Source organism: Gorillibacterium sp. CAU 1737 (assembly GCF_039888655.1).
GTDB lineage: Bacteria > Bacillota > Bacilli > Paenibacillales > NBRC-103111 > Gorillibacterium.
In genome coordinates this window covers 35,520-59,300 of record NZ_JBDQQO010000010.1, presented here as the reverse complement: position 1 = coordinate 59,300, position 23,781 = coordinate 35,520, and the positions used below count along the sequence as shown (strand labels likewise).

Below are 23,781 nucleotides of genomic sequence, written 5' to 3'. Positions count from 1 at the left end.
AATGGGGTGCTTTTTGGGCTTTCCGACCTAGTTACTGAAGGTTCTGTTGAACGACCTGATTAACAAGCTTGCCGTCGGCGCGGCCTTTAACCTTCGGCATCAACGCGCTCATCACCTTGCCCATATCCGCTTTGGAAGAAGCGCCTGTTTCTTGGATGGTCTGCCGCACAATGGCTTGAACTTCTTCTTCCGTCAGTTGCTGCGGAAGATACTTGGCAATGACGGCGATCTCCGCTTGCGCGGATTCCGCCAGATCGTCCCGGCCAGCCTTTTGAAACTCCTGGAGGGCGTCCCTGCGCTGTTTGATTTCTCGATTCAGGATATCCAAAACTTCATTGTCATCCAACGTTTTGCGTTGATCGATTTCTATATTCTTAATCGCCGAACGAACCATACGGATTACGGAGAGTTTGAATTTGTCCTGGCTCTTCATCGCTTGCTTCATGTCTTCGTTCAATTGCTCGTTTAAGGTCATGGTAGGCTAAGTCCTCCTAGAACTTGCGCTTACGGGCAGCCTCAGACTTCTTTTTGCGTTTGACGCTAGGCTTCTCATAGTGCTTGCGCTTTTTGACTTCGGCCAAGACGCCATCCTTCGCAATAGAGCGCTTGAAACGCCGAAGAGCAGCATCAATGGTTTCGTTTTTGCGTACTTTTGTTTCCGACACCAGATTTCCCTCCCTCCGAACAGACCGTCCAAGACGAATAACACACGGTTATCAAATTACATTATAGAGGAAAGGAAAACCCAGTGTCAACTTAAGTCTAAGAATCCTTTCAAGCTTCCCCTCAATGTGTCATTCCGAGCTTCTTTCCCCCCAAAAGATGGTAGTGCAAATGCGGAATCACCTGCCCTGCGTCAGACCCGCAATTGTTAACAAGCCGGTACCCGGTCCTGTCGATTCCGAGCTCCCTCGCAGCGATTTGAGCTGCGCGGTGAATCGCTGCCAGCACCGACAGCTGCTCTTCCTTCACTTCATTCATAGAGGCCACATGAGCCTTCGGAATAATCAGGACATGTACGGGAGCCGCCGGCAGCAGATCGTGAAACACAAGCACCTCCTCGTCCTCGTAGACTTTTCGGCAGGGTGATTCTCCAGCGATAATTTGGCAGAACAAGCAGTCTTTCATAGAACGTTCCTCCTGACGTAAGATAAGCGCCTCATTTGTGATTTCTTACCCTCTGGCGTAGACGGTGATTGGGAGCTCCCGGTATAATGAAGAGGACAGGAAAATAAAGGAGGTCGCCCCACATGAAGGTCGCCGTAATCGGAGGCGGATTGGCCGGACTGACCGCAGCCGCCTATTTATCGGAGTCAAACCGGGTCGAGGGCGTTTTATACGAACGCAGCCCTCACTTGGGAGGAAGGGCGTTTACCTATGAGAAGAACGGATTCATTCTTAATTATGGAGCACACGCCATCTACGGAATGGACCGGCACGACCTGTCCGATATCGCTCAGGAGCTTGGCCTGACCTTTGAGAGCCGGGAGGTCGACAAACGGAAGGTCATGTACGCCAAGGGCGGTCGGCTGATCAGTGCCCCGCTCAACTTCGTCAATCTGCTAAAGACCGACCTCTTGACCGCTACCCAAAAGGTGCGGTTTGTTGGGGAAATCACCTCGATCATCGCTCAGCTTCACAAGATGAAGAACTACCCCACCCTAGGCGACTTTTTGCGAGAATCCAAAGCCGATGAAGAAATTAAGGAGCTTTGGGTACACCTCGTCTGCTCCAACTTCTTTCTCTCGCCGGAAGATGCTTGTCAAGTGCCAGGTCCCGTCATCAGCGACTACTACCATAACCTGTTTCTGTCTCGCCGGCCGGTGAACTACATTCTGGGCAGCTGGAGCGTCATCACCGAACAGCTGAAGGATAAGATCGAACGGTCCGGCCGTTTTCAAATCCGGCTCAAGGACCCGATCGAGAGCATCTCGCTTGACGGAGATCGCTTTCTCTTGCGAAGCAAAACAAATGAAACCGCTTACGATCGTGTCATTCTGGCAATGCCGCTTCAGCAAGCCCTGCGCCTGCTTGCCACCACGCCTTGGGGGCCGCCGCTCGCTTCCTATGAAGGAAACACGCCCACCGAGGTCCTCATCTATGACCTGGGCTTACGGGAAGTAGTCGCGAGGCCGTTTGCCTATATCAGCGATATGGACCACAAGCTGTTCATCAGCGACGTCTCCGCCACCGACCCCAGCCTGGTTCCCCAGGGAGGTCAACTGCTTCAAGGGGTCGCCTACTTGACGGATCGGCACGGCCGGGAGGAAGAATACGACCGCTACCTGGAAGATCGGCAGGAGAAAATGGAATCGCTGTTCGACCGCTATTACCCCGGTTGGAGAGAAGCGGTGGTGGTCAAACGCGTCTCCAAAAAGGCGATGGTCACCAGCGTCAAGAACGTGCTGGGCAACGAGCTTCTCCCCATCACCCTTCCGGATGTCCCCTTCTACTTCTGCGGTGACGGCTGCGCCGGAAAGGGCGAGCTCGCCGAACGAGCCTTCTCCAGCGCTCGCGCGGCCGCACGGCTCGTTCTGGAGGAGGCACAGACGCCTCTGCCCGTGAGATAGTCTCTATGCTGAACCGTCTCGCCTTCGGAAGCTTCAACTCGAAGGGGTGAGACGGTTCATTAGTTTCTCCTCCGCCTGCTGCTTCTATCCTTTTGCAGGGGTTGTAGTGTGCGCAAACAAAATGCGCTATACTGGATCAAACTGGCTTTTACTTTTCTTTTGAGGTGTGCCATATGGGCTTCAAAAACAGCAAGACCTTTTCCATGAGCCATCTGCTCGTTCCTTTTGTCTTGCTCGGGATCTTTCTCTTTGTCCCTTCTCTACGAGATTGGCATCTCTTGATGGTGATTGCGCTATCGAGCCTATGGGCCTTCTATCTCATTCGCAAAGCAGCGCAACTCCCTGCTGCCAACGGACGATTCCGCAAAAAGCAATCGATCCTCATCCTCCTGGTGGATTTCAGCCTGATGGCCCTCATCCTATTGTTGCCGAATTGGAATGACCTGCTCGGACCTTCCTGGCTTGTCCTGCCATTTGTGCTGATCTATTCCTCCGAGCTCGGGATTCGCCAAGCCTTATACATAAGCGGATGCGCGTTGACCGCCCTCGTTCTTTTTCTCTTCACAACCGTCTCTGCACCTCCGCTCTTCGACCTGTTCATCACCTTGCTCTCCATGGTTTCCTTCATCTATCTCATTGGACGGAGGACCAGTTCCCTGCAGGAGTTGGCTTATCAAGATCCTCTGACGGGATTGCCCAATCGGTCCATGTTTATCGAACAGTTGACCTTCTCCTTGGACGCCGTCCAAAACAAGGACAGGCAGCTAGGCCTACTCTTCCTCGATCTGGATCAATTCAAATATGTCAATGACACGATGGGGCACAGCATGGGGGACCAGCTTCTGGCTCAGGTCGCCGAAAGAATTCGAACCGCCCTTCCCCACGATGCCCTGCTCGCTCGGATGGGCGGCGATGAATTTACGATTTTGCTGCCAGAGTTCCTTCACACCGATCGAGCGGTGGAGATCGCAGACACCATCCTGGACGTCATGAGGCCTTCTTTTCCCCTGGGGCATCAAGAGGTGTTTGTCACGATCAGCATCGGCATCTCCATCTTCCCTGTAGATGGAAAGGATCCCGAGACCTTGATGAAGAATGCAGACACCGCCATGTACCGGGCGAAGGAGCTCGGGCGCAACAATTATCAGTTCTATTCGCCCGTCATTGATACCATGAGCTCCCACCGGTTGAAGCTGGAGGCGATGCTGCGGCATGCGCTTGATCGGAACGAATTTGTTATGCTCTACCAGCCCCGCCTGAATCCGCTCACCGGCGACATGGTCAGCGTAGAGGCGCTGGTCCGCTGGCAGCATCCCGAATACGGGCTGTTGCCTCCCTCCGAGTTCATTGCTCTCGCAGAGGAAACCGGCCTTATCGTCCCACTGGGGGAGCAGGTGCTCCGCCTGACCTGCCGCCAACGCAGAGCCTGGATGGAGAAGGGCCTCGATCAGTTTCAGGTCAGCGTCAACCTGTCCGCTCGTCAGTTTCGACAAACCGATCTCCCGGAAACCATCGCAAGCATCCTTCGCGAGTGGAAGCTGAGCTCAGACTGGCTCGAGCTTGAGATCACCGAGACCGCCGCGATGCATGACGTGCATTTTGCAACGCTCATGATGCGCGTTCTGAAGGAGATGGACCTCAAGATTGCCATCGACGATTTTGGAACCGGGTATTCCTCGCTCAGCTACCTGCGCAAATTCCCGATCGATGTGATCAAGATCGATCGCTCCTTCATCAAGGGCATCGAGAACGAACCCGATGATGCGGCCATCGTCCATGCGATCATTGCCATGGCACAGACGTTAAAGCTGAATGTTACCGCCGAAGGGGTCGAGACAGCCGAACAGTACGAGTACTTGAAGAAGCTCGGCTGCAACCAGGTTCAAGGCTATTACATCGGCAAGCCCATGACACCCGACGAGCTAGAAGCCTGGATGACCCGAAATTCCATCGCGGATTACGCCTAGCCGCTTATCCGCTCTCATTTCATGCAGGAAGAGTGAATGAGCGACCATGAAGCCAAAAAGCCCCGAAATGATAGAATCATTTCGGGGCCGAGCTCCGTTTCAAGGGGTTGTCTGTTCGCAACTCAGCATACCCATAGGTGTGAAGATACGCACTAGGAGCAGCCCTCTTGACACCCGCCGCACGAGGAGGGCGCACAGGAGAGCGGCACTTGAAACAGCGGAGGCAGGGTTGCATCGTAGACTGCCATTCGCAGGCAAAGCCGAATTGCCTCCCATTCCGGCGATCGGGGTTCTAAGCCGAGCTGAGGTTCCAACTGCTTGCGTGACAAATGAAAGCGAAACTTGCGAAGGATGCGCATCCGCTTCTGCTCCAGAACCGACGGCTCAACCGCTACCTTCCATTCCTTCAGAAAATCCTCCAGCCTCTCGGCCTCTCCTTGAATACGAGCTTCCACCGAACTTTCCTTCCATGAGTTTCCTTCCCATGAGTTCCCTTTCATCGAATCCCCTCCCCTTTATCCTGCCATCTCTTCTCCCATCTCCTATCGTTCGGGTTTCTCTCCCGCCTCCAAGGCCTGCTCCGCCTGCCTCATCGCCTTCACGAGCCACAACGGTGGCTGATGGGCCAGCTTGGCATGCAGCTGCTCCAATTGCTCGGACACGCGCGTCCCCTGCACGACCTTGATCGGCATCACCCCGCGTCTCGTTACGCGAGCTGCTGCCGCCGGACCAATCTGACAGATGAAGAGAAGGGTGCAGTCCGCTACTGCCGCGACCCGATTCTCGATTTTGTCGACCTCTCCCTCGCCCTGACGGTGGCTCACGTCCCGACTCTCCACGTAGCGATAGCCAACCTCGTCGATCTCCAGAATCGTAAATCTCTCACAATGACCGAAATGAGCATCTACCGTCTTCCCGTCCATGGATGCAAAGGCTACCTTCATCCATGCGCCCTCCTCTCTGCCGCCAGCAGTTCATTGCCAACTCGGTTCAACCAATCGGCGGTTCCCCGGTACCCGACCGAGACGTGCAGGCCTACGCCGAAGCGATCAAAAATGGGGAACCCGCATGGGAGAAACGGAATATCTCGCCGATGAGCCCCCTGCTCCCCATGGGAATTGCTGATCCACAGGTCCGCTCCGCCGCTCGCAGCAAGCTCCTCCAAATCGCCCAAATCGCCGATCATCGTGCCGGTGGACAGCTTGCCTCCGGCATAGGGACGCGCGGCGGCAATCCGATGATCTGGCTTCGCTCCCATTTCGCGAAACCAGCTTTCTTGTACCGCCAGGTGATCCGCTTCCAGCGCCAGAGCAATTTTCTTGCCTCCGAAGACGAAGTGGGCGTCCAGCATCGCGTCCATGAGAAATTCCCGCTGCCAGCGATATTTGACCGACACCGGCTCCGAACCGATCCGTTGAAGGAAGCCGAAGAACTCGTCGGACTGCGCCAGCCCCGTGACACCGGCAAACAGCTTGTAAGGGATTCCGGCATGCTTCTCAAAGAGGCGAGCAGCCCCTTCCATACTCGCCCCCACCGCTATCGTCCAGTCGGAGGCTGCTGCCTGCTTCAGCAGATCGAGCGGCACGCCTCCTCTAGACAAGGGGGTGTGGCCGGTGAGCAGATGACCGGCGAGCGAGGTGGAGATGTCCGGAATCGCGATCACCTCCAGGCCGAAGCTGGCGATGATCTCCTTGAGCTCCATCACATCGCCGGGGGTGAGGTGGGAACCGGGAAGAAGGTTGACCCGGCCGCGAATCTTCTTGCGCGGAAGCGCGCTGCTTGTGAGAACCTCCTCCAGCAGCGCTTCGACGGTGCGGGCGTAGCCGCTTTCGAGCGAGCCCTCGAAATCGGGCAGCATCGCACCGGTTAAGAGCCTCCCGCCAAGCTCATGCTTCTTGCGATAAAGGGCCAATTCACCACGAATGTCCTCCCCCGACACGTCGGTTAGAGCGGTGCTAAGCACCACCATTACATCCGGATTGTGCTTCGCTCGAATGGTATCAAGCGCTTCATACAAACTCGCCTCTCCGCCGAAGATCACGTTGAACTCCTGCAAGGCGCTCGTCTGCAGCGCGATCGGCTCTCGGTAATGGCGTGTCATAAGCGCCTTCGTGAAGGCAGCGCAGCCTTGGGCACCATGCAGGATGGGCATGGCATGAAAAATCCCTTGAAGAGCAAGCGTTCCGCCCAGGGTCTGGCTGATCTTGAGCGGGTTCACGGATAGACGCTTGACCCCGCTGCCGGAAGAGCCCCGACCAGCGGCTTGAGCAGCAGATGAGGCATTTGCCGCCTGAGGATTGGAGGCGACTTTCGCAGCAGGGGAAGCATTAGCCTCCCGAGAAGCAGAGGCAGCGTTGGCTTCATCAGTGGTCCGTCCCATTCGCCCTCACCCCTTCCCATGGCGCCGGCCTACGCACCAGGTTCCATACTGGATGCTCCAGCGCTGCCACCAAATCTTGGGCCAAGCGCCGCATGCCCACATAACCTGCGTAAGCCTTGTGCCGCTCCTGGTTGATGTCGAGGAAGGGAATCTGCTCCTTCATCGAGACGTACAGGTTGCGGCCACCTGCGATCATGAGATCCGCCTTCCTCTCCCGCACAGTCCTCAGAATTCGGGCGGCTCCACCCTCCGGAATCAGCTCCGCGTCGAGACCGACCCGCTCCTTGATCCGGGAGACATCCTCCTCCGTGCTCTTGTTGGTGCCGACGCCGACCACTTGAATGCCCAGCTCCTGCAGGGCCGTGATCATCGACCAGCTCTTAACCCCTCCGGTGTACAGCACCGCCTTCTTCCCGCGCAGCTTCTTGCGGAGGGGCAGCAAGTCGTGCGTCAGCGACTCCTCCTCCGTGCGAATGAGGCGGCTGACCTTGCGGTCCATCTCCTCCCCGCCAATCAGAAATGCCAATTGGCGCAAGGAAAATCCCGTTTCCCTTGCGCCATAGAACGAGCCTTCGAAATATGGAATGCCGTACGTTTCTTCCATTCGCCGGGCAAGAGTAACAAGCGCGCGGCTGCAGACCACCATGTTCGCCTGCGCATGCCGCGCCTTCCCGATATCTCCGAATCGGCCGTCTCCGGTAATCCTCGACAACAGGCGAATGCCTGCCTTGGCCAGCAACGCTTCGATGTCCCACTGCTCGCCTGCGATGTTGTATTCCCCGATCAGGTTAACGAGCGGCTGCCCCTGTTCCTCCGGGGCCAGAGCTACTCCTTCTCCCCGAGCGATCACATGCTCGAACAGCGCTTCCCCGGCCAGGCGATTCCCCCAGTTCTTGCTTCCGGCAAAACCGGGACTGTGCACGGGGATCACGGGAATGCCGTGTGTCTTCTCCGCGTCCTGGCATGCCCGATCCATGTCCTCGCCCGTGAGCGCCGTCACGCAGGTGGAATAAACAAAGATCGCGGGCGGCTTGTAGCGGACCGCCAGGTCCCCTAAAGCATCCCGCAGCTTTTGTTCCCCGCCCATCACGATGTCCTGCTCGCTCAGGTCCGTGGTAAACCCATACCGGGACAGATCGGGGCCGGAGGAGAGACTCCCCCGGCTTTCCCAACTGTTCCCGAGGCATCCAATCGGACCGTGGATCAGATGCGCGGCGTCCGCAATCGGCAAGAGGGTAATCTGGGCGCCATCGAAGGCGCAGCCGCCCGCCGCTTCTCCAGGCTTCGGCCGGGCACATCCCTTCTTCTCCGGCTTGCTGTGTTCGCAAGCCGGTTCCTGAGACCATTCGTTCCGGCTCCCCTTCATCCTGACGCCTCCCTTCGCATATCGCTCCTCCGGTTTCAACCCTTCTCCTCGCTTCTCACTCCGCTTGTCCGGCCTCCTACTTACCGGACGAGGTCGAAATTGTAGCCGGGCGAGTCTTCATCCAGCTTCTCGAGCACGCTGTTCACGGTCATTGTGAGCAGATTTAGGGCTCCTTGGTAGCCGATAATCGGATACCGGTGGAGGTGATGCCGATCGAAGATCGGGAAGCCGACCCGAATGAGCGGCGTATCCGAATCATTCGCGGCATACTTCATGTGCGTGCTGCCGTAGACGAAGTCGACCGGCTCGGTCAGAAGCAGGGAGCGCATGTGCCACAGGTCCTTGCCGATGTGCACCTTGCCGTCTATGCCGTAAGGGGAGGACTTGAGCAGCTCCGTTGCCTCTTCCTCGAATTCCTTGTCGCCGTTTGTGCAGACAATGTGCACCGGTTCAAGCCCCACTTCGAGGCAAAAGGAGAGAAGCCCGAGCAGAAAGTCCGGTTCGCCCGCCATGGCCACACGCCGACCGTGCAGGTACGGGTGCGAATCGGCATAGGCATCGACGACGCGGCCGCGCTCTTTCACGAGTGCTTCGGGAATCGGCTTGCCGGAGAGACGGCTCACCTCGGCGAGCAGCTTGTCGGTCGCCGAGATGCCGATCGGCGAATACAGGGAAACCGTCTCATGCTTCCATTTGTCCTGAACGGCAGCAGCCGTCTTCTTCGTGGAGTATTTCTGCAAGAAGACCGTACCGCTGGCTCCGGGGGCCGCCGCTACTTCCTCCGGCGTCGTCCCTCCATAATAGTAGTGATACTCTCCGTCCGCCGGTGAATCGAGGTTGTCGCTGTAATCCCCGAGTACAGTGAGATCAGCGCCGAGCAGGGAGAAAATTCGTTTGATTTCTGCGAAGTCTCCCGTGTAGGTATCAAAGCCCATGACCACATTCACCGCACCGGGACGTGCTGGTGCGAGGGATGGGTCCAGGCCGCCCCGCTCGGACAGGAACGTGAGCATGGAGCGCATCATGACATCGTAGCCCGTAATATGCGAGCCGACGAAGCTTGGCGTATTGGCAAACGCCACCGGGAAGTCCTCCGGAATCGCTCCTTGCTGGCGGGCATTGCCGATGAAGGAGCCCAAGTCGTCTCCAATTACCTCGGCCATGCAGGTGGTGCTCATCGCGATCATCTCCGGCTTGTATAACGCTGTGGCGTTGCGAAGCCCTTCGATCAGGTTGTTCATCCCGCCAAAAACGGCTGCATCCTCCGTCATCGAGGAGGAGACGGCTGGCACCGGCTCCTTGAAGTGGCGGGACAGATGACTGCGGAAGTAGGCGACGCAGCCTTGGGAGCCCTGAACGAACGGCAGCGTCTTGGCGAAGCCCAGTGAGGCGAGCAACGCACCCAGCGGCTGGCAGGCCTTGGCCGGGTTGATCACCAGTGACTCCCGGGCAAAATTCTTCTCGGCGTATTCCTTCGTTTTGGTATACGCCAGAGTGCTTTCAACCTCTTGAAGGGAGCAGGGGTTCTCGAATTGCCGCTTACGCTCGGCCTGCTCTTTGTATTCTCCGGTGGAGAACAGCGTGTTATGGTCGCGTGTTACGAATGAATCGGACATTCAAAGCCCCCCTTTACACCGTTTTTTTCATCAGGCCCCACACCGGGCTGTTGATGGCCATATCCATGTCGCGGGCGAACACCTTGAACCCGTCGAAGCCGTGGTATGGACCGCTGTAATCCCAAGAGTGCATTTGACGGAACGGAATGCCCATCTTGTGATAGACGTACTTTTCCTTCACACCGGAGCCCATCAGGTCAATATCAAGCCGCTTGGACAGAAACTCGAGGTCGAACGCGCTCGGGTCATCATACAGGATCGTGCCGTTCTCGAGGTCCTTGATCGTACGGGCGTACTCTTCCTTGTGCGCGAACTCGAAGCCGGTGGCGACAATCTCCATTCCCAGGTCCTCATAAGCGCCGATGGTATGGCCAGAGCGAAGGCCGCCAATGAGGAGCATAACCTTCTTGCCTGCAAGCCGCGGGCGGTACTTGGCGATAACCGCGTCCATCTCCGCCTTGTATTCCGCGATGACGCGCTCCGCATTGTCCTGAATGGTCTGATCGAAGCGGGACGCGATGTTCCGCAGGCTCTCATAGGTCTTGGAAGGGCCGAAGAAATTGTATTCCATCCATGGAATGCCGTACTGCTCTTCCATGGTGGTACAGATGTAGTTCATCGAACGGTAACAATGGATCAGGTTGAGCTTGGAGTGATGCGCGATGCTTACCTCATTCAACGTACCGTCGCCGGTCCATTGAGCGATGACGCGAAGGCCGATCTTCTCCAGAAGAATCCGCGAAGCCCAAGCATCGCCGCCGATGTTGTAGTCCCCAATGATGCATACATCATACGGGGTCGAATCGGCAATCTCTCCTTTTCCCATCACATGGTCGCGGATGGCATCGTTGGCGATATGGTGGCCCAAGGATTGGCTCACCCCGCGGAAGCCTTCGCAACGAACCGGGACGACCGGCATGGACAGCTCCTTGGTCATCTTCTTGCCGACAGCTTCGATGTCGTCGCCGATCAAGCCGACCGGGCATTCCGATTGAACGGAGATTCCTTTGGCAAGCGGGAACATCTCGGTGATTTCCCGGCAGATCTGCTCCAGCTTCTTGTCGCCGCCAAAGACGATGTCCTTTTCTTGATAATCGCTCGTGATCTGCATGGCTCCGAAGGCATCCACACCGAGCACGCCGTTCTGATAATTGCGCCGGGTTCCCCAGCTGTATTGACCGCAGCCGACCGGACCGTGGCTGATATGCACCATATCCTTGATCGGCCCCCAGACCACGCCCTTGGAACCGGCATAAGCACACCCGCGGACCGTCATGACACCCGGACGGGATTTGATGTTGGACTTCACCGAGCATTTGCTGCTTTCGATGGTTTCCTCCGTCGCAACCTCAAAATGCTTCGCGCGCAGCTTCCTCGTCTTCTCCGGATACGCCTCGAGGAGTTCCTGAATCAGCGCCTCGCCTTTTTCTACCGAAAGTCTCTTCTCCGTTGTGCTCATGCTCTAGCCTCCTTCGCCTCCAGCCGCTTGATCATCGTCTCGTCGTCCTCGATTACCCCGAATTCCATGAGCAGGTCCTCGAGCTCCTCCATTTCGATCGGGGTGGGAATGGTCAGCATATCATTGTGGAGGATCTTGTCGGCAAGCGTCTCGTATTCCTTCGCTTGCGGATGGTCGGGGAAATACTGGGCTACGGTCATTTTGCGGAGCTCGGCGTGCTGTACGACATTATTCCGGGGAACAAAATGGATCATTTGCGTATTCAGCCGGCGGGCCAGCTCCATGATCAGTTCATCCTCACGGTCGGTATTGCGGCTGTTGCAGATGAGGCCGCCCAGGCGCACACCGCCGGAGTTGGCGTATTTCAAGATCCCGCGAGCGATGTTGTTGGCTGCATACATGGCCATCATCTCGCCGGAACAGACAATGTAAATCTCCTGAGCTTTGTTCTCGCGAATCGGCATCGCAAACCCGCCGCACACGACGTCGCCCAGTACATCATAGGAGACGAAATCCAATCCCTCATAGGCCCCTTGCTCTTCCAGAAAGTTGATGGAGGTGATGATCCCGCGACCCGCACAGCCGACCCCAGGCTCCGGTCCGCCGGACTCAACGCATTGAATGCCGCCGAAGCCTTCGCCTACCACGTCCTCCAGCTCGAGGTCTTCAACGGTCCCGCGCTCGGCAGCCAGGTGAAGCACCGTTTGCTGGGCCTTCGTGTTCAGAATCAGACGGGTGGAATCCGCCTTCGGATCGCAGCCGACAATCATGATTTTTTGGCCAAATTTCGATGCTAGCTGGGCCAGCGTGTTTTGGCTCGTCGTGGACTTTCCGATACCGCCCTTACCGTAAAATGCGATTTGTCGAAGCTTTCCCATGTTTCTCAACCTCCCAGATTGGATGTAGGCTTCGGCTCCAGGGAGAAGGCTCCCCGCCCCAGATGCCGATAATACTTTGCGGCTTCCAGCAGCTCCTGTTCCAGCTCTCCCTTGCCGATGATCGGCACAATCCCCGCTTCCCGAACAAGCCGGGTCGGCTGTTCCCCTATGCCGGAAGTGAGCAAAATCCGGCAATCGGACAACATCGCGATGGTTTCCTCCAGCATTCTCCGTTTGCTTGCGGGGTCGGTACAATCAGCTTTCCCGTTGCAATAGGCCTGAACCTTGCGGACCCCGAGGAGCTGAAGACGCTGCCCCTCAACCTCATAAACTAGAAACTCTTTGGCATGACCGAAGTGAAGGTTCACCTTGCCATTGCCTCGGGTGGCAACGGCGATTCGGACCGGAGCGGGTCGGCGCTCCCGCACATCATCTCCGCAAGCGCCGCCTCGTCGCTCCCGCTCGCCTCGCTTGCCGAGCATCTGCTTTTCCAGTTCGAGCTGAATCGCCTCCCTTTCCTCACGGGTATAGGTTTTGCGGATCGCCTTCACGTCCGGCTCGACGGCGGATGCGGTGTCTCCCCCCAGAAAACCGATCGCATCGGCCCGACACTGGCGGCAATGCCGCATGACCGGCATAACGGCAGAGCAAGCTTCTTGAACCTTCAGGGCTTCGATTCCACTTGGCCCTGTACGTCTTTCCCTTTCATAAAGACTGCCCGGGCTGATGATGAGCGGCATGATGTTGTGTGTAAAGGCTCCCCAGGCTTTTGCCGCCGCGGCCACCCGAAGCAGGTGATCTGCGTTTATGCCCGGGATATGCACGGAGTTGATTTTGCAGAGGATGCCTTTCTCTCGAAGCCCTTCGATCCCAGCGGCTTGTCGTTCGAGGAGAATCCTGGCGGCATCCCGCCCTTTGTAGGTCTTACCTCGCCAGAAAACCCGGTCATAGATCCGCTCCGCCACTTCCGGGTCAACCGCATTCACCGTCACGGTAACATGGCGAATGTTCAGGCGTTCCAGATCATCCAAGTGGTCTTCCAGCTTCAATCCGTTGGTGCTGAGGCAGAGCTCCACATCCGGCCACTCCTCTCGAATGAGAGAGAACGTCTCGAACGTCTGCCGCGGATTCGCGAGCGGATCTCCAGGGCCGGCGATGCCCACCACCGAGAGCTGCGGCAGCGTGTGGGCGATTTCTCTCACCTTATCTGCCGCTTCCTGAGGCTTTAGAACCCGGCTGACGACACCGGGTCGGCTTTCACTGACACAATCGAATTTCCGGTTGCAGTAGTTGCAGTGAATGTTGCATGCGGGAGCGACAGGCAGATGCATCCGAGCATAGTAATGATGAGCGTCTTCGCTGTAGCAGGGGTGGCGGATCGAACGATCTTCCATGGCTTCACCGGTCCTCTCTTTCGCATGTAAGGTTAGTTTCCCTCTCTTTGAAAATCCGTTGTGGAATTGACTACATCGTACCGAGTTCAGGGAAAAAACGTCAATGATGTACACCGCTTACAAACGCATTTTAACAATTTCGTCGCATTATATGTCATATATAATTACACATATATAACATGTATTCGCTTACAAGCTTTTTTAAAGCGCTTCAATTCGATGATTCCCTTGAAAACTGTTCTCAATTACCGATTGATTAGAAGCAACCCCCTTGTCAAACCGCTAAATCGATCTATAATGTGGATAAATCCAGGCTTCCAAAAGGAGGACTCCATGCCCGTTCTCGTCCATTTGTTTGCCGGTCTCGCCGATGAAATCGGCACCACCTCCCTCTCCTTCCCTCTATCAGGAAAAGAAGAATGCACCGTAGGCAGCCTGAAGGCGGAGCTCACCCGCAAGCACCCCGGAGCCGAACGACTCGTCCGACAATCCCTCACCTCCGTCAATCGCAGCTACGCCCCGGACGACCGTCTTCTTCAGGACGGCGACGAGCTGTCGCTCATCCCGCCTCTCTCCGGCGGATAACCGTCATGGAAACCAAACAAGGCTAAAGCAAAACCGGAAGCTCCCGGAAATGCTTTAGCCTTGTTTGATTTTGGATGTAGGTTCCTGTCACTTGGCAGCGAGAGGAGACAGCCCGCTGCAGGCCTCGCAGCGCGGGACGGCCTCCACATCGACCTCAACCGATTGAAAGGTCAGCGCATCAAAGCGAAGCAGCTTGCCCACGAGACCCGGCTTGCCAAGCAGTGCCTTAATGGCTTCAAGGGATGCCATGCAGCCAGCGAGACCGGAGACCGCACCGAGCACCGGAAACCCAAGGGGCACCCACCCCTGCGGGGAGACCGGATAGAGGCAATCCAAACAAGGTGTCTCTCCCGGAAGGATCGTCGTGAGCGAGATTTCATATCCGCACATTGCCGCCTCTACCATTGGTTTTCCTTCCTGCAAGCACATTCGATTCAAGGCGTACCGTTCCGGAAAATCATAACGCGCATCAATCACCAGATCTGCCTGACGCACAAGCGCTTGAACCCGTTCCCCTTCGATCCGACTGTCCAGCACCTGGATCTCCACCTCCGGGTTCAGCCGAGAGAGACTCTCCTCGGCTTGCTCGACCCGAACCCGGCCGATCCCCTCCGTTGACATAAGCACTTGGCGGTTGAGGTCCGGAAGCGTCGTCACCCCTTCGTGTACGAGAATCAGCTTGCCGACCCCCGCCGCAGCCAGGTAAAGAGCAGCCGTCCCTCCCAACCCTCCAACCCCTGCGACGAGCACCGTAGATTGTCTTAGCTTGGCCTGACCCTCCATTCCGACCAAATCCATTTGCCGAAAATAGCGCCCTGCCCCTGCTTGCGGGTCCTCCAGATCGATCTCTAGCTCCCTCTCCCGTTCCTCCAACTATCCTCACTCCTCATCGTGAAAGTTTTTGCTAGAGCGTGTTTGCAAGCACTCCATTTCCAAGTACAATTAACGCTAACATCCTCAAGGAGGTCGCCTCATGGATCACGATCGTTACTCCAGGCAAATTCGATTCTCCGGCATCGGCTTGGACGGGCAAAGCGCCCTCCGCCGGGGACACGCCGTCATCGTCGGCCTGGGCGCCCTCGGTTCCGCCATCGCCGAAACCCTAACGAGAGCGGGCATCGGAACCTTAACCATCCTGGACCGGGATTACGTCGAGCGAAGCAACCTGCAACGTCAAACGCTCTACACCGAGGAGGATGCCGCTTCCCAGTTGCCGAAGGCCATCGCCGCCCGACAGCGGCTGACCCTCCTCAATCCCGAGGTAACCATACACGCCCATGTGCTGGATGCGGGGCCAAAGGAATTGGAAGCCTTCCTTCCCGAGGCACAGCTGCTGCTGGACGGCTCCGATAATTTCGACACCCGTTTGATGCTGAACGACCTCTCCCACAAACACCGCATCCCTTGGATATACGGGGCCTGCGTAGGCAGTGCCGGAATGAGCTTCACCATTCTTCCAGGTGAAACGCCGTGCCTTCGCTGTCTCCTCTCCTCAGGAGCCGTTTCCGGAGAGACATGCGATCGGGGAGGCATCATCGCCCCTGCGGTCCAGACCGTTGCCGCCTATCAGGCAGCCGAAGCGCTCAAGCTGCTCACCGGACGAAAAGACAGCTTGCGTTCCTCTTTTCTATCCTTCGATTTATGGCGAAACCAACACCTGGAGCTGGATCTATCCGGTATGCGTACTCCTCACTGTCCAACGTGCGGACAGACACCAACCTTTCCACACCTTACAACCGATAACCGGGTTAAGGCTGCTGTGCTATGCGGGCGAGACACTGTGCAGTTGCGCCCAGCCGGCGGCCTCCCCCTTTCTCTGGATGGGCTCGCCGAGCTGTTTGCCCGCATGGATGGCCAACTCGACCGCAACCCCTATCTCCTCTCGTTTTCCCATGACGGCAAGCGGCTCGTTTTCTTTCCCGATGGACGCATTCTCGTTCATGGGACCAAGAGCATCGCAGAGGCCAAACGGTTGTATCATGGGCTGCTGGGATAAAGCATGGCGCCCACTTCACCCGCAACCTTCCAGCAGGAACGACCTGCCCCGCTCTCGTACAGGCGAGAGATGGGAGCAGGCCGTTTTTTTGCATTATCCCGAAAATCCGTCTACAGATTGTTCGTGCCCGTACTGATCGTATAGGCTTCCTCCACCCGGCTGATGAAGATCTTCCCGTCTCCGTAATGTCCCTTCGGCTGTGTGCGGGCATGGCGCATGATGATGGACACCAGATCCTCCTTGTCCTCATCCTCGATGACGATCATCAGCATGACCTTGGCGATTTCATCGTAGTGGATGCCTCCCGCCTCGATACCTCGCTGTTTGCCGCGTCCGGAAACCTCCGTCTTGGTTACAGAAGGAAACCCTGCTTCCAGCAGCGCCGAGATCACCTCGTTCACCTTTTGCGGCCGAATGATAGCCCTGACCATTAACATGCCTCTCACCCTTTCGTCTCCTCGTCGAGTTCTCCTGAATCGAAAAACCCACCCTCAGCATACGGGCAGGCTGTTCCATCGGTCAATTGCAATGTGTAAGAAAACATTACACTTTTGATGATTATTAAATTGTTTTCACAAAATTTTCATCCGATACGTTAGATATTATCACACAAATGATCATCCCGCTTCCCGGATGACCCTCCCGTTCGGGTACTATCGTACCTTCCAAGCCTTTTTCGAGGAGCTCCCATTTCACAATATTGCCATTTCTAACAACGGATAGTGTCAAAATCTATTTACAACGTTGAGATAACTCGTTATATTTTGATGTAACTTTTGATGTGAGGAGGATTGACATGCGTTCTCTTGCTCGTATTGGACTCTCCCTTCTTTCGATGGTGCTATTCCTGGGGATTGCCGGCTGCGGCAGCTCGTCCGATTCCGCCGCTTCCCCCTCGACATCTCCGTCTGCCTCGACAGCGCCCTCGGACCCCGCTTCTCCTTCGCTCTCTCCCGCCGACAGTCCGTCCCCCTCTTCTTCTCTCTCTCCTGTGAAAGAGGTCCAGCTCCTCGTCCCCGCAGCCGCCAGCTTGACCGAGAGCCTGGAGGAAATTCAGCCGCTCTATGAAGCTAGTCATCCCGGAGTAAAGCTGGCTTTTAACTTTGGGGCCTCCGGCACTCTCCAGAAGCAGATCGAGCAAGGCGCCAAGGCGGACCTCTTCCTGTCAGCAGGGGCCAAGCAGATGAAGGCATTAGTTGAGGGCAAGTTGATCGATGCCTCCACCCGGAAGGACATCCTCTTGAATGAACTGGTTCTGGTCGTTCCCACGGAAGGAGGCGAAGACATCACTTCGCTCGACGATCTAAAGGCAGCCTCCTTTAAAAAGCTGGCCGTTGGCACACCGGAGTCCGTACCGGCCGGAACCTACACCAAGGAGACGCTTGAGAAAGCCGGACTTTGGACTGCGCTGGAACCCAAGATGGTCTTTACGAAGGATGTAAAACAGGTCCTGAACTACGTCGAAACCGGAAATACGGAAGCCGGTTTTGTGTACAAATCCGATGCTCTCGCCTCCACCAAAGCCAAAATCGCCCTCACCATAGACAAAAGCCTGCACAGCTCCATCACCTATCCGATCGGGATCCTGCAAGCGACCGAACATCGCGCGGAAGCCCAAGCGCTTTATGACTATCTGATCTCACCGGAGGCGGTTGCGATCTTTGTGAAGCACGGCTTCCTGGCCGCCGAATGATTCCCGATACGGTCAGGTGGGGAGATCTATGGGCTCCAATCGGTCTCTCGCTCAGAATCTCCCTGCTGGCGAGCCTCCTCGTCTTCGTGATCGGGGTTAGCCTCGCCTGGCTGCTTCGCCGCCGCCGATTTCCCGGTAAGTTAGCGCTGGAGACGCTGTTCATGCTACCTCTTGCCCTTCCACCTACGGTCGTCGGGTTCTTGCTCCTCGTCCTGCTCGGCCGAAGAGGTCCGGTCGGTCGCTTCCTGGAACGGGTCTTCGACTACAGCCTTCTATTTACACCGGGAGCGGCTGTCATCGCCTCCGTCATCGTTGCCTTTCCCCTTGTCTATCAATCGGCCAAGACCGGGTTCGAGGAGATCGATCCGGACCTGGAGGCGGCGGCCCGTTCGATCGGAGCAAGCAACTGGCAGCTGTTCACTCGCGTCAGCCTTCCCCTTGCATGGAAGCCGCTCGTCACCGGCTACATTCTTGGCTTCGCTCGCGGACTCGGGGAGTTCGGCGCGACTTTAATGGTGGCCGGCAACATCCCCAAGGTTACGCAGACTTTGCCCATGGCCATCTACCTGGCCGTTGATCAGGGCAAGACGGCTTTAGCCTGGTACTGGACGACTGCCACCATCCTGATTGCCTTCGGCATGATCTTCATCACCACAAAATTGCGAAAATAGCTAGGCTCCATCCAAGCAAAAACGCCCCGTTCTCAAAGGTTGAGAGCCTTGAACGTGTCTGTAAATACGCTCAAGGAGAACGGGGCGTTTCTTTTATTCTGTATTAGCCGGTTTAAGGAACCATCTGCAGACTGCTTACTCCGTAATAAGCTTGAAGAAGAGGGATGAGTCCTAATGGATTCCGCCGCAAATCTTTTGCACTGAAGAACAGACTGCCGCGTATTTCGGCAATGCCGTGGTTATAGGCCAACTGATTCACGATCTCTTGGGCTGTTGACCAACCCACCTCCGAGGTTCCCAGCTTATAAGGGGCGTGCCCGATATAGAGCTTGACCTTCGTTCCTCGAACCTCGTTCGCCCACCAATCGGCAATAAGATCGTAGCGGACGATTGTCCGAGACATGCTCCAGTAGAGCTGCGGAGCTACATAGTCGACCCATTCGTTTTGAATCCAGGTCCGAACATCGGCATAGGTGGTGTCGTAAGCGGTCATGCTGGCTTTCGTATCGGAGCCGGTCGGATCGTCCGCCTTGTTCCTCCACACCCCATAAGGGCTGATTCCGAAAGAGAGGCCCGGTTTCACTGCTTGGATCCCTTCCGACAAGCCTTTCACGAATTGGTTGATGTTGTCTCTGCGCCAATCGCCTTTGTTGACGAACCCGGCGTTGTTGTCATTCTGAAAAGCCGCATTGTCATTGAATTTAACCGTTGCTGTCTCCCCGGATGGATAGAAGTAATCATCCAGGTGTACCCCGTCAATGTCATACCCACGAACCACTTCCAGGATGGCATCGATGACATGCGCACGAGCCTGCGGAATCCCCGGGTTGATGTACAGCTTGCCGCCGAAATTCACGATCCAGTCGGGATGCTGGTTCACCACATGATTCGCCGGAAGCTGGGGAGCCGCTCCGGCCGTAGCCCGGAAGGGATTGAACCATGCATGGAACTCCATCTTCCGCCGGTGTGTTTCGTCAATGAGGAAGCGAAGCGGGTCGTACCCCGGATCTTTGCCTGCCGTCCCGGTCAGATAAGAGGTCCATGGAACGAGCTCGGACGGGTAGATGGCATCGGCGGAAGGACGGACCTGAACAAACACCGCGTTCATGCCCATCGCTTGGATCTCATCCAGGAGCTGGATATACTCGGCCTTCTGCTTCTCCACGTTGCCGTAAGATTTTGAACTCGGCCAATCCAGGTTGAACACCGTCGAAACCCATACCCCGCGCATCTCCTCCGAAGCACTGACCACGGGCGGCTTCACAGGAGGAATCGTTGGGGCTGTCGGGGATGGCGTTGGCATTGGAGCCGGTGGAACAGTAGGAACCCCACCCGTTCCGGACCCAGGGGCCCCCGGTGTCTCCCCGCTTCCCCCATTTCGGCCGGAGGTGAGAATGACGGCACGCTGCCCAGCGTCCCAAACGACCTGAATGCCCAACAGCTTTTCGCTGACAAACCGAATCGGCACCATCGTACGCCCTCGAACGACCTCCACAGACGCATCGAGAGGAACCGCAACACCGTTCACCACAGCCGTTTTTTGTCCTTCTGCAAGCACCATCGTCTGTGAATCCATCTGGATGGTAGCCGCTCTCTTCGAAGGAGACCAGTCGATCTTCGCCCCGAAGCTCTCGCTAATCACCCGAAGCGGAACCATCGTCACCGTGCCTCCCGCTTTCCCCACCGGTTTCAGGTACGGCGGTACATCGGTAGCCAAAACCTTTCCATCCAGGATCAAGCGGATGTCGGACGCTGCCCGCGCCTCAAGCCCGCCCGTAAGCGGCCACAGAAGCACGAGCACCAGCAAAAGAAGAAACCTTGCTTGGACTTTCATGGTTACCCTCCGAACCTGTAGTATAGTAGACGTATCCTGCGACTCTCTCATTATAACGGCTCCATAGGCTAGGAAAGTTGCAAGAATGGGCAAAAAATCGTATTTCTTTGTTCGAACCCCCAAAAGGCAAAAAGGAACAGCATGCGAGGTTTGATTATTCGCCAAAGCGGGTAACCGTGGCCAGCTTTAATCAAAGAGCCATTCGTCTCTATGAGAATTTCGGCTTTCACCCGGATTCATCTTTCATGAGAGGTTCTACCGAATTTCGTACGCTGATTCAAGATTAAGTTTCTTAAGATCTTCTATGAAAATGGAGTGAGAGAAGATGGAGCTTTACGCCGTGCACTTTGCAAATGAATTTAAGTATGCCGATTACCGCACCCTTTACCATCATGATGAGCGAACCGCGTTGGTTCCTGGGTTTGTGTTCTTGTACTATGTTGCCAAGATAGGAGATCAAGTCGTTTTGTTTGATACGGGTTTTCGAAGCGAGGATACCGCAAGAGGATATGGGACGCATTTGCTTGATGTGAAGGAGGAAGTGCTTGCCTTAACAGGGGGAAGAGCCGATCTTATCTTTATCACGCATGAACATTTTGATCATGTGGAAAATCTGGATTTGTACCAAGGAGCCGACATCATCGTTGCAAAAGCTGCCTGGGAGGAAATCCAAAGGGCATATCCAGCGATGACAAGTCAACTCATGCGAACATCAAACGTTCAGATGGTGGAAGATGGGTGTGACGTTCAAGGTTCCTTTTATTTTCAGGTGATAGGCGGACATACGAAAGGCTCTTCTGTCATTTCTTTTCAAGAAGGAGAGAAAACGTTCGTCATCTCCGGAGATGAGACCTACTTGCTTGATAACTTTGAGAGGCAGATTCCAAATGGAAACGTGTATAGTTTAGAGAAAAATCGTGAGTTTATTAAGCGGGTACATCGTGAGGGTATGATTCCTTTACCCAGTCATGATGCGTCTATTATTGAAAAGTATCCACGAATATCCGAGCATATCGTAAGGATTATTTGAGCATAAGAGACTGCCTCTACGGGTGGTTGCAAATAGAAATACAAGGCGGTTCCAAACAAGGATTTAGGAAACAAGGATTCATTCCGAATCTCCTATATTTTTGAGAGCAACGTAGATATCGATTTCGTTATCGAGACTTTCGGGACTGTACCGTTCATCCCAGATTTCAAAATCATAGCATTTCAAGGATCTCCCGCTTTCCTGAGGCCACAAGCCATACAAATAGTCGTAGGTATTCTGCAAGCCCGATTCGGGGCCTTTGTGGGTGCCGACAACATATTCGCTTGCTTCTACTTCGTGATGAACCATACCGGTTGGAGGAGGGCCAGCCTGCGTTACTTCAAAGCCAATGAAATGAGAAAAAGGATCCCGCTTTGCATCAAAATGCTCATCCATCGGATACATTTGCAGCAAGAAGACGTGATTCTCTTTCCGGTATGTGATTTCGGATTTCCGTTCCAACAACCGGGAATGCAGCTCTCGGCCCAGACCAGACTCGAATGTCTCAACCGTGGCTTCCACCCGAAACCCCAATAACTGAAAAGAAGGCAGCATGAGCACTTTGGTTTTCATCCACACACTCCTCACACTCATACTAGGAGTAACTTCCAACATGATGCTCTTTAAAGATACCGAGGATAGAGGTAAGAATCAATCCCAAAAGGGAATCAGAAGAATCGAACGAATCAATAGAAACGCCTGCCCCACCGGATGAAAGAGCCGGAGGAGGCAGGCGTGCTTAATTCTCGGGAGATTACAAGGCTTACAAGGCGAACCTACTCTTACACTGGAATGTCGTTCCTTACCGGGACGATTCGATCCAGCCCGTTCAGGTAAGGACGCAAAGCGCGCGGAATCGTGACCGATCCATCCTCGTTCTGGTGATTTTCCAGGAGAGGAATGAGAATGCGCGGGGTCGCAACCGCCGTGTTATTGAGGGTGAAGCAGTACTTGAGCTCCCCCTTCGCATCCCGATAGCGGATTCCCGCCCGGCGGGCCTGAAAGTCCCCGAGAAGCGAAGCCGAATGCGTCTCCCCGTAGGCAAGGCGGCTTGGCATCCATGTTTCGATGTCAAACTGCTTGTAGGTCTTCTGCGACATATCGCCGATACAGACCGCCACAACCCGGTAGGGCAGCTCCAGAAGACGCAGCAGCTCCTCCGCGTTCTCCGTAATCTCAGCCAGGCACCGCTCCCCGGCTTCTTCGTCCGCTTCGCAGAGAACCACCTGCTCGACCTTGGCAAATTGATGCACCCGATAGAGCCCACGGACATCGCGCCCCGCCGAACCCACTTCACTGCGGAAGCAAGCGGTGGCTGCCGTCAAGCGGATCGGCTCTTCCACCGAAACGATCTCGCCTCCGTAATAAGCGACGAGCGAAGCCTCCGATGTTCCGACGAGACAGGTTCCTTCCCCTTGGATGCGGTAAACCTGATCCTCCCCAAGCGGGAAGAACCCGGTGCTCGCCATCGCCTCGGGCTTCACCAGAAGGGGAACATCCAGGAGGGTAAAACCGCGGCGCAGCAAAAGGTCGATCGCCAGCTGCTGAACCGCCCGGTGAAGCTGGGCTCCAATGCCGGTCAGGTAATAATTCCGGCTGCCGGCCACCTTCACCCCGCGGGGAAGATCGAGAAGGCCAAGCGTTTCGCCAAGCTCCACATGGTCTCGCAAGGGAAACGATTGTGCCTGCGGTTCGCCAACCCGCTTCACTTCGACATTGTCCGCATCCGATTTTCCGTCCGGCGTATCCGGCGAAACAAGGTTCGGCACGAGCAGCAGAAGCGAGTCCAGCTCGGCGCCGACCGCGTTCCACTCCTCCTCTAGTTTGGCAAGCTTAGCTCCCAGAGCGCGAATCTCCGCCCTTTCCTTCTCGAATGCCTCCCAGCCTTCGGGATGGTGTTCTCCTGTTCGTTTTCTCACTGCCATTTGCTCACTGCGAACGTTTCGCTCCCGGCGGAGCTCTTCTGTCTGCTGCTGCAGCGTTCTTTTGAGTTGATCCAGCACCAGAATTCGTTCGAGCGAGACGGGGATGCCCTTTCGATCGGCAATCGCCTGTACGCGTTCCGGCTGTTGCCGGATGATGGTCATGTCTAGCATGGGTAGCACTCCTTCGCGAGTTTGAGTAAAAAGACAAAAAGCGCCCCTCATCCGTTTGGGACGAGGAGCGCTTCAGCTCGCGGTGCCACCCAACTTGAACGAATCCGACAGGCGGGTTCGAACCACTTTGGTTCCGCGGTAACGGGCGGTCCGGTTCACTTGGTCACAGCGAGAAGAGCATGGGCGCTCGATCGTGATCGATACTCAACCTTCCGGCTATAACCTGGCGAGAACGCCTCCGAGTTG

The 23,781-nt window shown here is 55.9% G+C and carries 23 protein-coding genes; 7 read left to right on the top strand and 16 right to left on the bottom strand.

Annotated elements, in window-relative coordinates:
* Positions 1 to 31 precede the first annotated feature (31 nt).
* The 3 genes from AAFN83_RS18385 to AAFN83_RS18375 all read right to left on the bottom strand — a co-directional run bounded on the left by AAFN83_RS18385 (position 32) and on the right by AAFN83_RS18375 (position 1,128).
* The gene (locus tag AAFN83_RS18385) at positions 32 to 475 is read right to left on the bottom strand and encodes a GatB/YqeY domain-containing protein (RefSeq protein ID WP_347772054.1); all 444 of its coding nucleotides are present in this window, start codon (positions 473 to 475) and stop codon (positions 32 to 34) included.
* 16 nt (positions 476 to 491) lie between these two features.
* A complete protein-coding gene (gene rpsU / locus AAFN83_RS18380) occupies positions 492 to 665 on the bottom strand; it encodes a 30S ribosomal protein S21 (protein ID WP_005547957.1) in 174 nt (57 codons plus the stop codon).
* Positions 666 to 786: 121 nt separating this feature from the next.
* A complete protein-coding gene (locus AAFN83_RS18375; protein WP_347772042.1) occupies positions 787 to 1,128 on the bottom strand; it encodes a histidine triad nucleotide-binding protein in 342 nt (113 codons plus the stop codon).
* 122 nt (positions 1,129 to 1,250) lie between these two features.
* Between AAFN83_RS18375 and AAFN83_RS18370 the strand changes: the two genes are divergently transcribed.
* Entirely contained in the window at positions 1,251 to 2,570 is a 1,320-nt protein-coding gene (locus tag AAFN83_RS18370; protein ID WP_347772040.1) for a protoporphyrinogen/coproporphyrinogen oxidase, read from the top strand.
* 173 nt (positions 2,571 to 2,743) lie between these two features.
* On the top strand, positions 2,744 to 4,537 hold the full coding sequence (locus tag AAFN83_RS18365) for a putative bifunctional diguanylate cyclase/phosphodiesterase (RefSeq protein ID WP_347772038.1): 1,794 nt from the start codon (positions 2,744 to 2,746) through the stop codon (positions 4,535 to 4,537).
* Between the two features lie 152 nt (positions 4,538 to 4,689).
* Here AAFN83_RS18365 and AAFN83_RS18360 read toward each other — a convergent pair whose 3' ends face one another.
* From AAFN83_RS18360 to nifB, 8 genes are all read right to left on the bottom strand, one after another.
* The gene (locus AAFN83_RS18360; protein WP_347772036.1) at positions 4,690 to 5,037 is read right to left on the bottom strand and encodes a hypothetical protein; all 348 of its coding nucleotides are present in this window, start codon (positions 5,035 to 5,037) and stop codon (positions 4,690 to 4,692) included.
* A gap of 42 nt (positions 5,038 to 5,079) precedes the next feature.
* Complete coding sequence (locus AAFN83_RS18355; protein ID WP_347772034.1) at positions 5,080 to 5,481, bottom strand: NifB/NifX family molybdenum-iron cluster-binding protein; 402 nt, start codon at positions 5,479 to 5,481, stop codon at positions 5,080 to 5,082.
* A complete protein-coding gene (gene nifN, locus AAFN83_RS18350) occupies positions 5,478 to 6,917 on the bottom strand; it encodes a nitrogenase iron-molybdenum cofactor biosynthesis protein NifN (RefSeq protein ID WP_347772032.1) in 1,440 nt (479 codons plus the stop codon). Before nifN ends, AAFN83_RS18355 begins: the two co-directional genes overlap by 4 nt.
* Positions 6,901 to 8,283 carry a nitrogenase iron-molybdenum cofactor biosynthesis protein NifE gene (nifE, locus tag AAFN83_RS18345; RefSeq protein ID WP_347772030.1) on the bottom strand — a complete coding sequence of 461 codons (1,383 nt, stop codon included), beginning with the start codon at positions 8,281 to 8,283 and terminating at the stop codon, positions 6,901 to 6,903. The genes nifN and nifE overlap by 17 nt, the downstream gene beginning before the upstream one ends.
* Before the next feature lie 80 nt (positions 8,284 to 8,363).
* Positions 8,364 to 9,899, bottom strand: a complete 1,536-nt coding sequence (gene nifK, locus AAFN83_RS18340) for a nitrogenase molybdenum-iron protein subunit beta (protein WP_347772028.1) — start codon at positions 9,897 to 9,899, stop codon at positions 8,364 to 8,366.
* A gap of 13 nt (positions 9,900 to 9,912) precedes the next feature.
* On the bottom strand, positions 9,913 to 11,358 hold the full coding sequence (nifD, locus tag AAFN83_RS18335) for a nitrogenase molybdenum-iron protein alpha chain (RefSeq protein ID WP_347772026.1): 1,446 nt from the start codon (positions 11,356 to 11,358) through the stop codon (positions 9,913 to 9,915).
* Positions 11,355 to 12,236, bottom strand: a complete 882-nt coding sequence (nifH, locus tag AAFN83_RS18330; RefSeq protein ID WP_347772024.1) for a nitrogenase iron protein — start codon at positions 12,234 to 12,236, stop codon at positions 11,355 to 11,357. Before nifH ends, nifD begins: the two co-directional genes overlap by 4 nt.
* A 5-nt stretch (positions 12,237 to 12,241) precedes the next feature.
* The gene (gene nifB / locus AAFN83_RS18325; RefSeq protein ID WP_347772022.1) at positions 12,242 to 13,630 is read right to left on the bottom strand and encodes a nitrogenase cofactor biosynthesis protein NifB; all 1,389 of its coding nucleotides are present in this window, start codon (positions 13,628 to 13,630) and stop codon (positions 12,242 to 12,244) included.
* A gap of 333 nt (positions 13,631 to 13,963) precedes the next feature.
* On the opposite strand from nifB, the gene AAFN83_RS18320 reads away from it, so the two are divergent.
* Positions 13,964 to 14,215: a MoaD/ThiS family protein gene (locus AAFN83_RS18320; RefSeq protein WP_347772020.1), complete on the top strand. Its 252-nt coding sequence runs from the start codon at positions 13,964 to 13,966 to the stop codon at positions 14,213 to 14,215.
* Positions 14,216 to 14,302: 87 nt separating this feature from the next.
* Here the strand turns inward: AAFN83_RS18320 and AAFN83_RS18315 are convergent, their stop codons facing one another.
* The gene (locus AAFN83_RS18315) at positions 14,303 to 15,088 is read right to left on the bottom strand and encodes a HesA/MoeB/ThiF family protein (RefSeq protein WP_347772018.1); all 786 of its coding nucleotides are present in this window, start codon (positions 15,086 to 15,088) and stop codon (positions 14,303 to 14,305) included.
* A 100-nt stretch (positions 15,089 to 15,188) separates the two neighbouring features.
* On the opposite strand from AAFN83_RS18315, the gene AAFN83_RS18310 reads away from it, so the two are divergent.
* A complete protein-coding gene (locus AAFN83_RS18310; RefSeq protein ID WP_347772016.1) occupies positions 15,189 to 16,211 on the top strand; it encodes a ThiF family adenylyltransferase in 1,023 nt (340 codons plus the stop codon).
* Positions 16,212 to 16,321: 110 nt separating this feature from the next.
* Here AAFN83_RS18310 and AAFN83_RS18305 read toward each other — a convergent pair whose 3' ends face one another.
* The gene (locus AAFN83_RS18305; protein WP_347772239.1) at positions 16,322 to 16,648 is read right to left on the bottom strand and encodes a P-II family nitrogen regulator; all 327 of its coding nucleotides are present in this window, start codon (positions 16,646 to 16,648) and stop codon (positions 16,322 to 16,324) included.
* A 359-nt stretch (positions 16,649 to 17,007) separates the two neighbouring features.
* Here AAFN83_RS18305 and modA point away from each other — a divergent pair, with 359 nt between their 5' ends.
* Positions 17,008 to 17,904 (top strand): molybdate ABC transporter substrate-binding protein, encoded by an 897-nt coding sequence (gene modA / locus AAFN83_RS18300; protein ID WP_347772014.1) that lies wholly within the window; start codon positions 17,008 to 17,010, stop codon positions 17,902 to 17,904.
* Entirely contained in the window at positions 17,901 to 18,575 is a 675-nt protein-coding gene (modB, locus tag AAFN83_RS18295; protein WP_347772012.1) for a molybdate ABC transporter permease subunit, read from the top strand. The genes modA and modB overlap by 4 nt, the downstream gene beginning before the upstream one ends.
* 112 nt (positions 18,576 to 18,687) lie before the next feature.
* On the opposite strand, the gene AAFN83_RS18290 is transcribed toward modB, so the two are convergent.
* Positions 18,688 to 20,409, bottom strand: coding sequence for a family 10 glycosylhydrolase (locus tag AAFN83_RS18290; RefSeq protein WP_347772010.1), 1,722 nt, complete (start codon positions 20,407 to 20,409; stop codon positions 18,688 to 18,690).
* Positions 20,410 to 20,734: 325 nt separating this feature from the next.
* Here AAFN83_RS18290 and AAFN83_RS18285 point away from each other — a divergent pair, with 325 nt between their 5' ends.
* Positions 20,735 to 21,439, top strand: a complete 705-nt coding sequence (locus AAFN83_RS18285) for an MBL fold metallo-hydrolase (RefSeq protein WP_347772008.1) — start codon at positions 20,735 to 20,737, stop codon at positions 21,437 to 21,439.
* Positions 21,440 to 21,517: 78 nt separating this feature from the next.
* Here AAFN83_RS18285 and AAFN83_RS18280 read toward each other — a convergent pair whose 3' ends face one another.
* On the bottom strand, positions 21,518 to 22,054 hold the full coding sequence (locus tag AAFN83_RS18280; protein WP_347772006.1) for a GyrI-like domain-containing protein: 537 nt from the start codon (positions 22,052 to 22,054) through the stop codon (positions 21,518 to 21,520).
* Positions 22,055 to 22,221: 167 nt separating this feature from the next.
* On the bottom strand, positions 22,222 to 23,535 hold the full coding sequence (gene serS / locus AAFN83_RS18275; RefSeq protein WP_347772004.1) for a serine--tRNA ligase: 1,314 nt from the start codon (positions 23,533 to 23,535) through the stop codon (positions 22,222 to 22,224).
* Positions 23,536 to 23,781 lie beyond the last annotated feature (246 nt).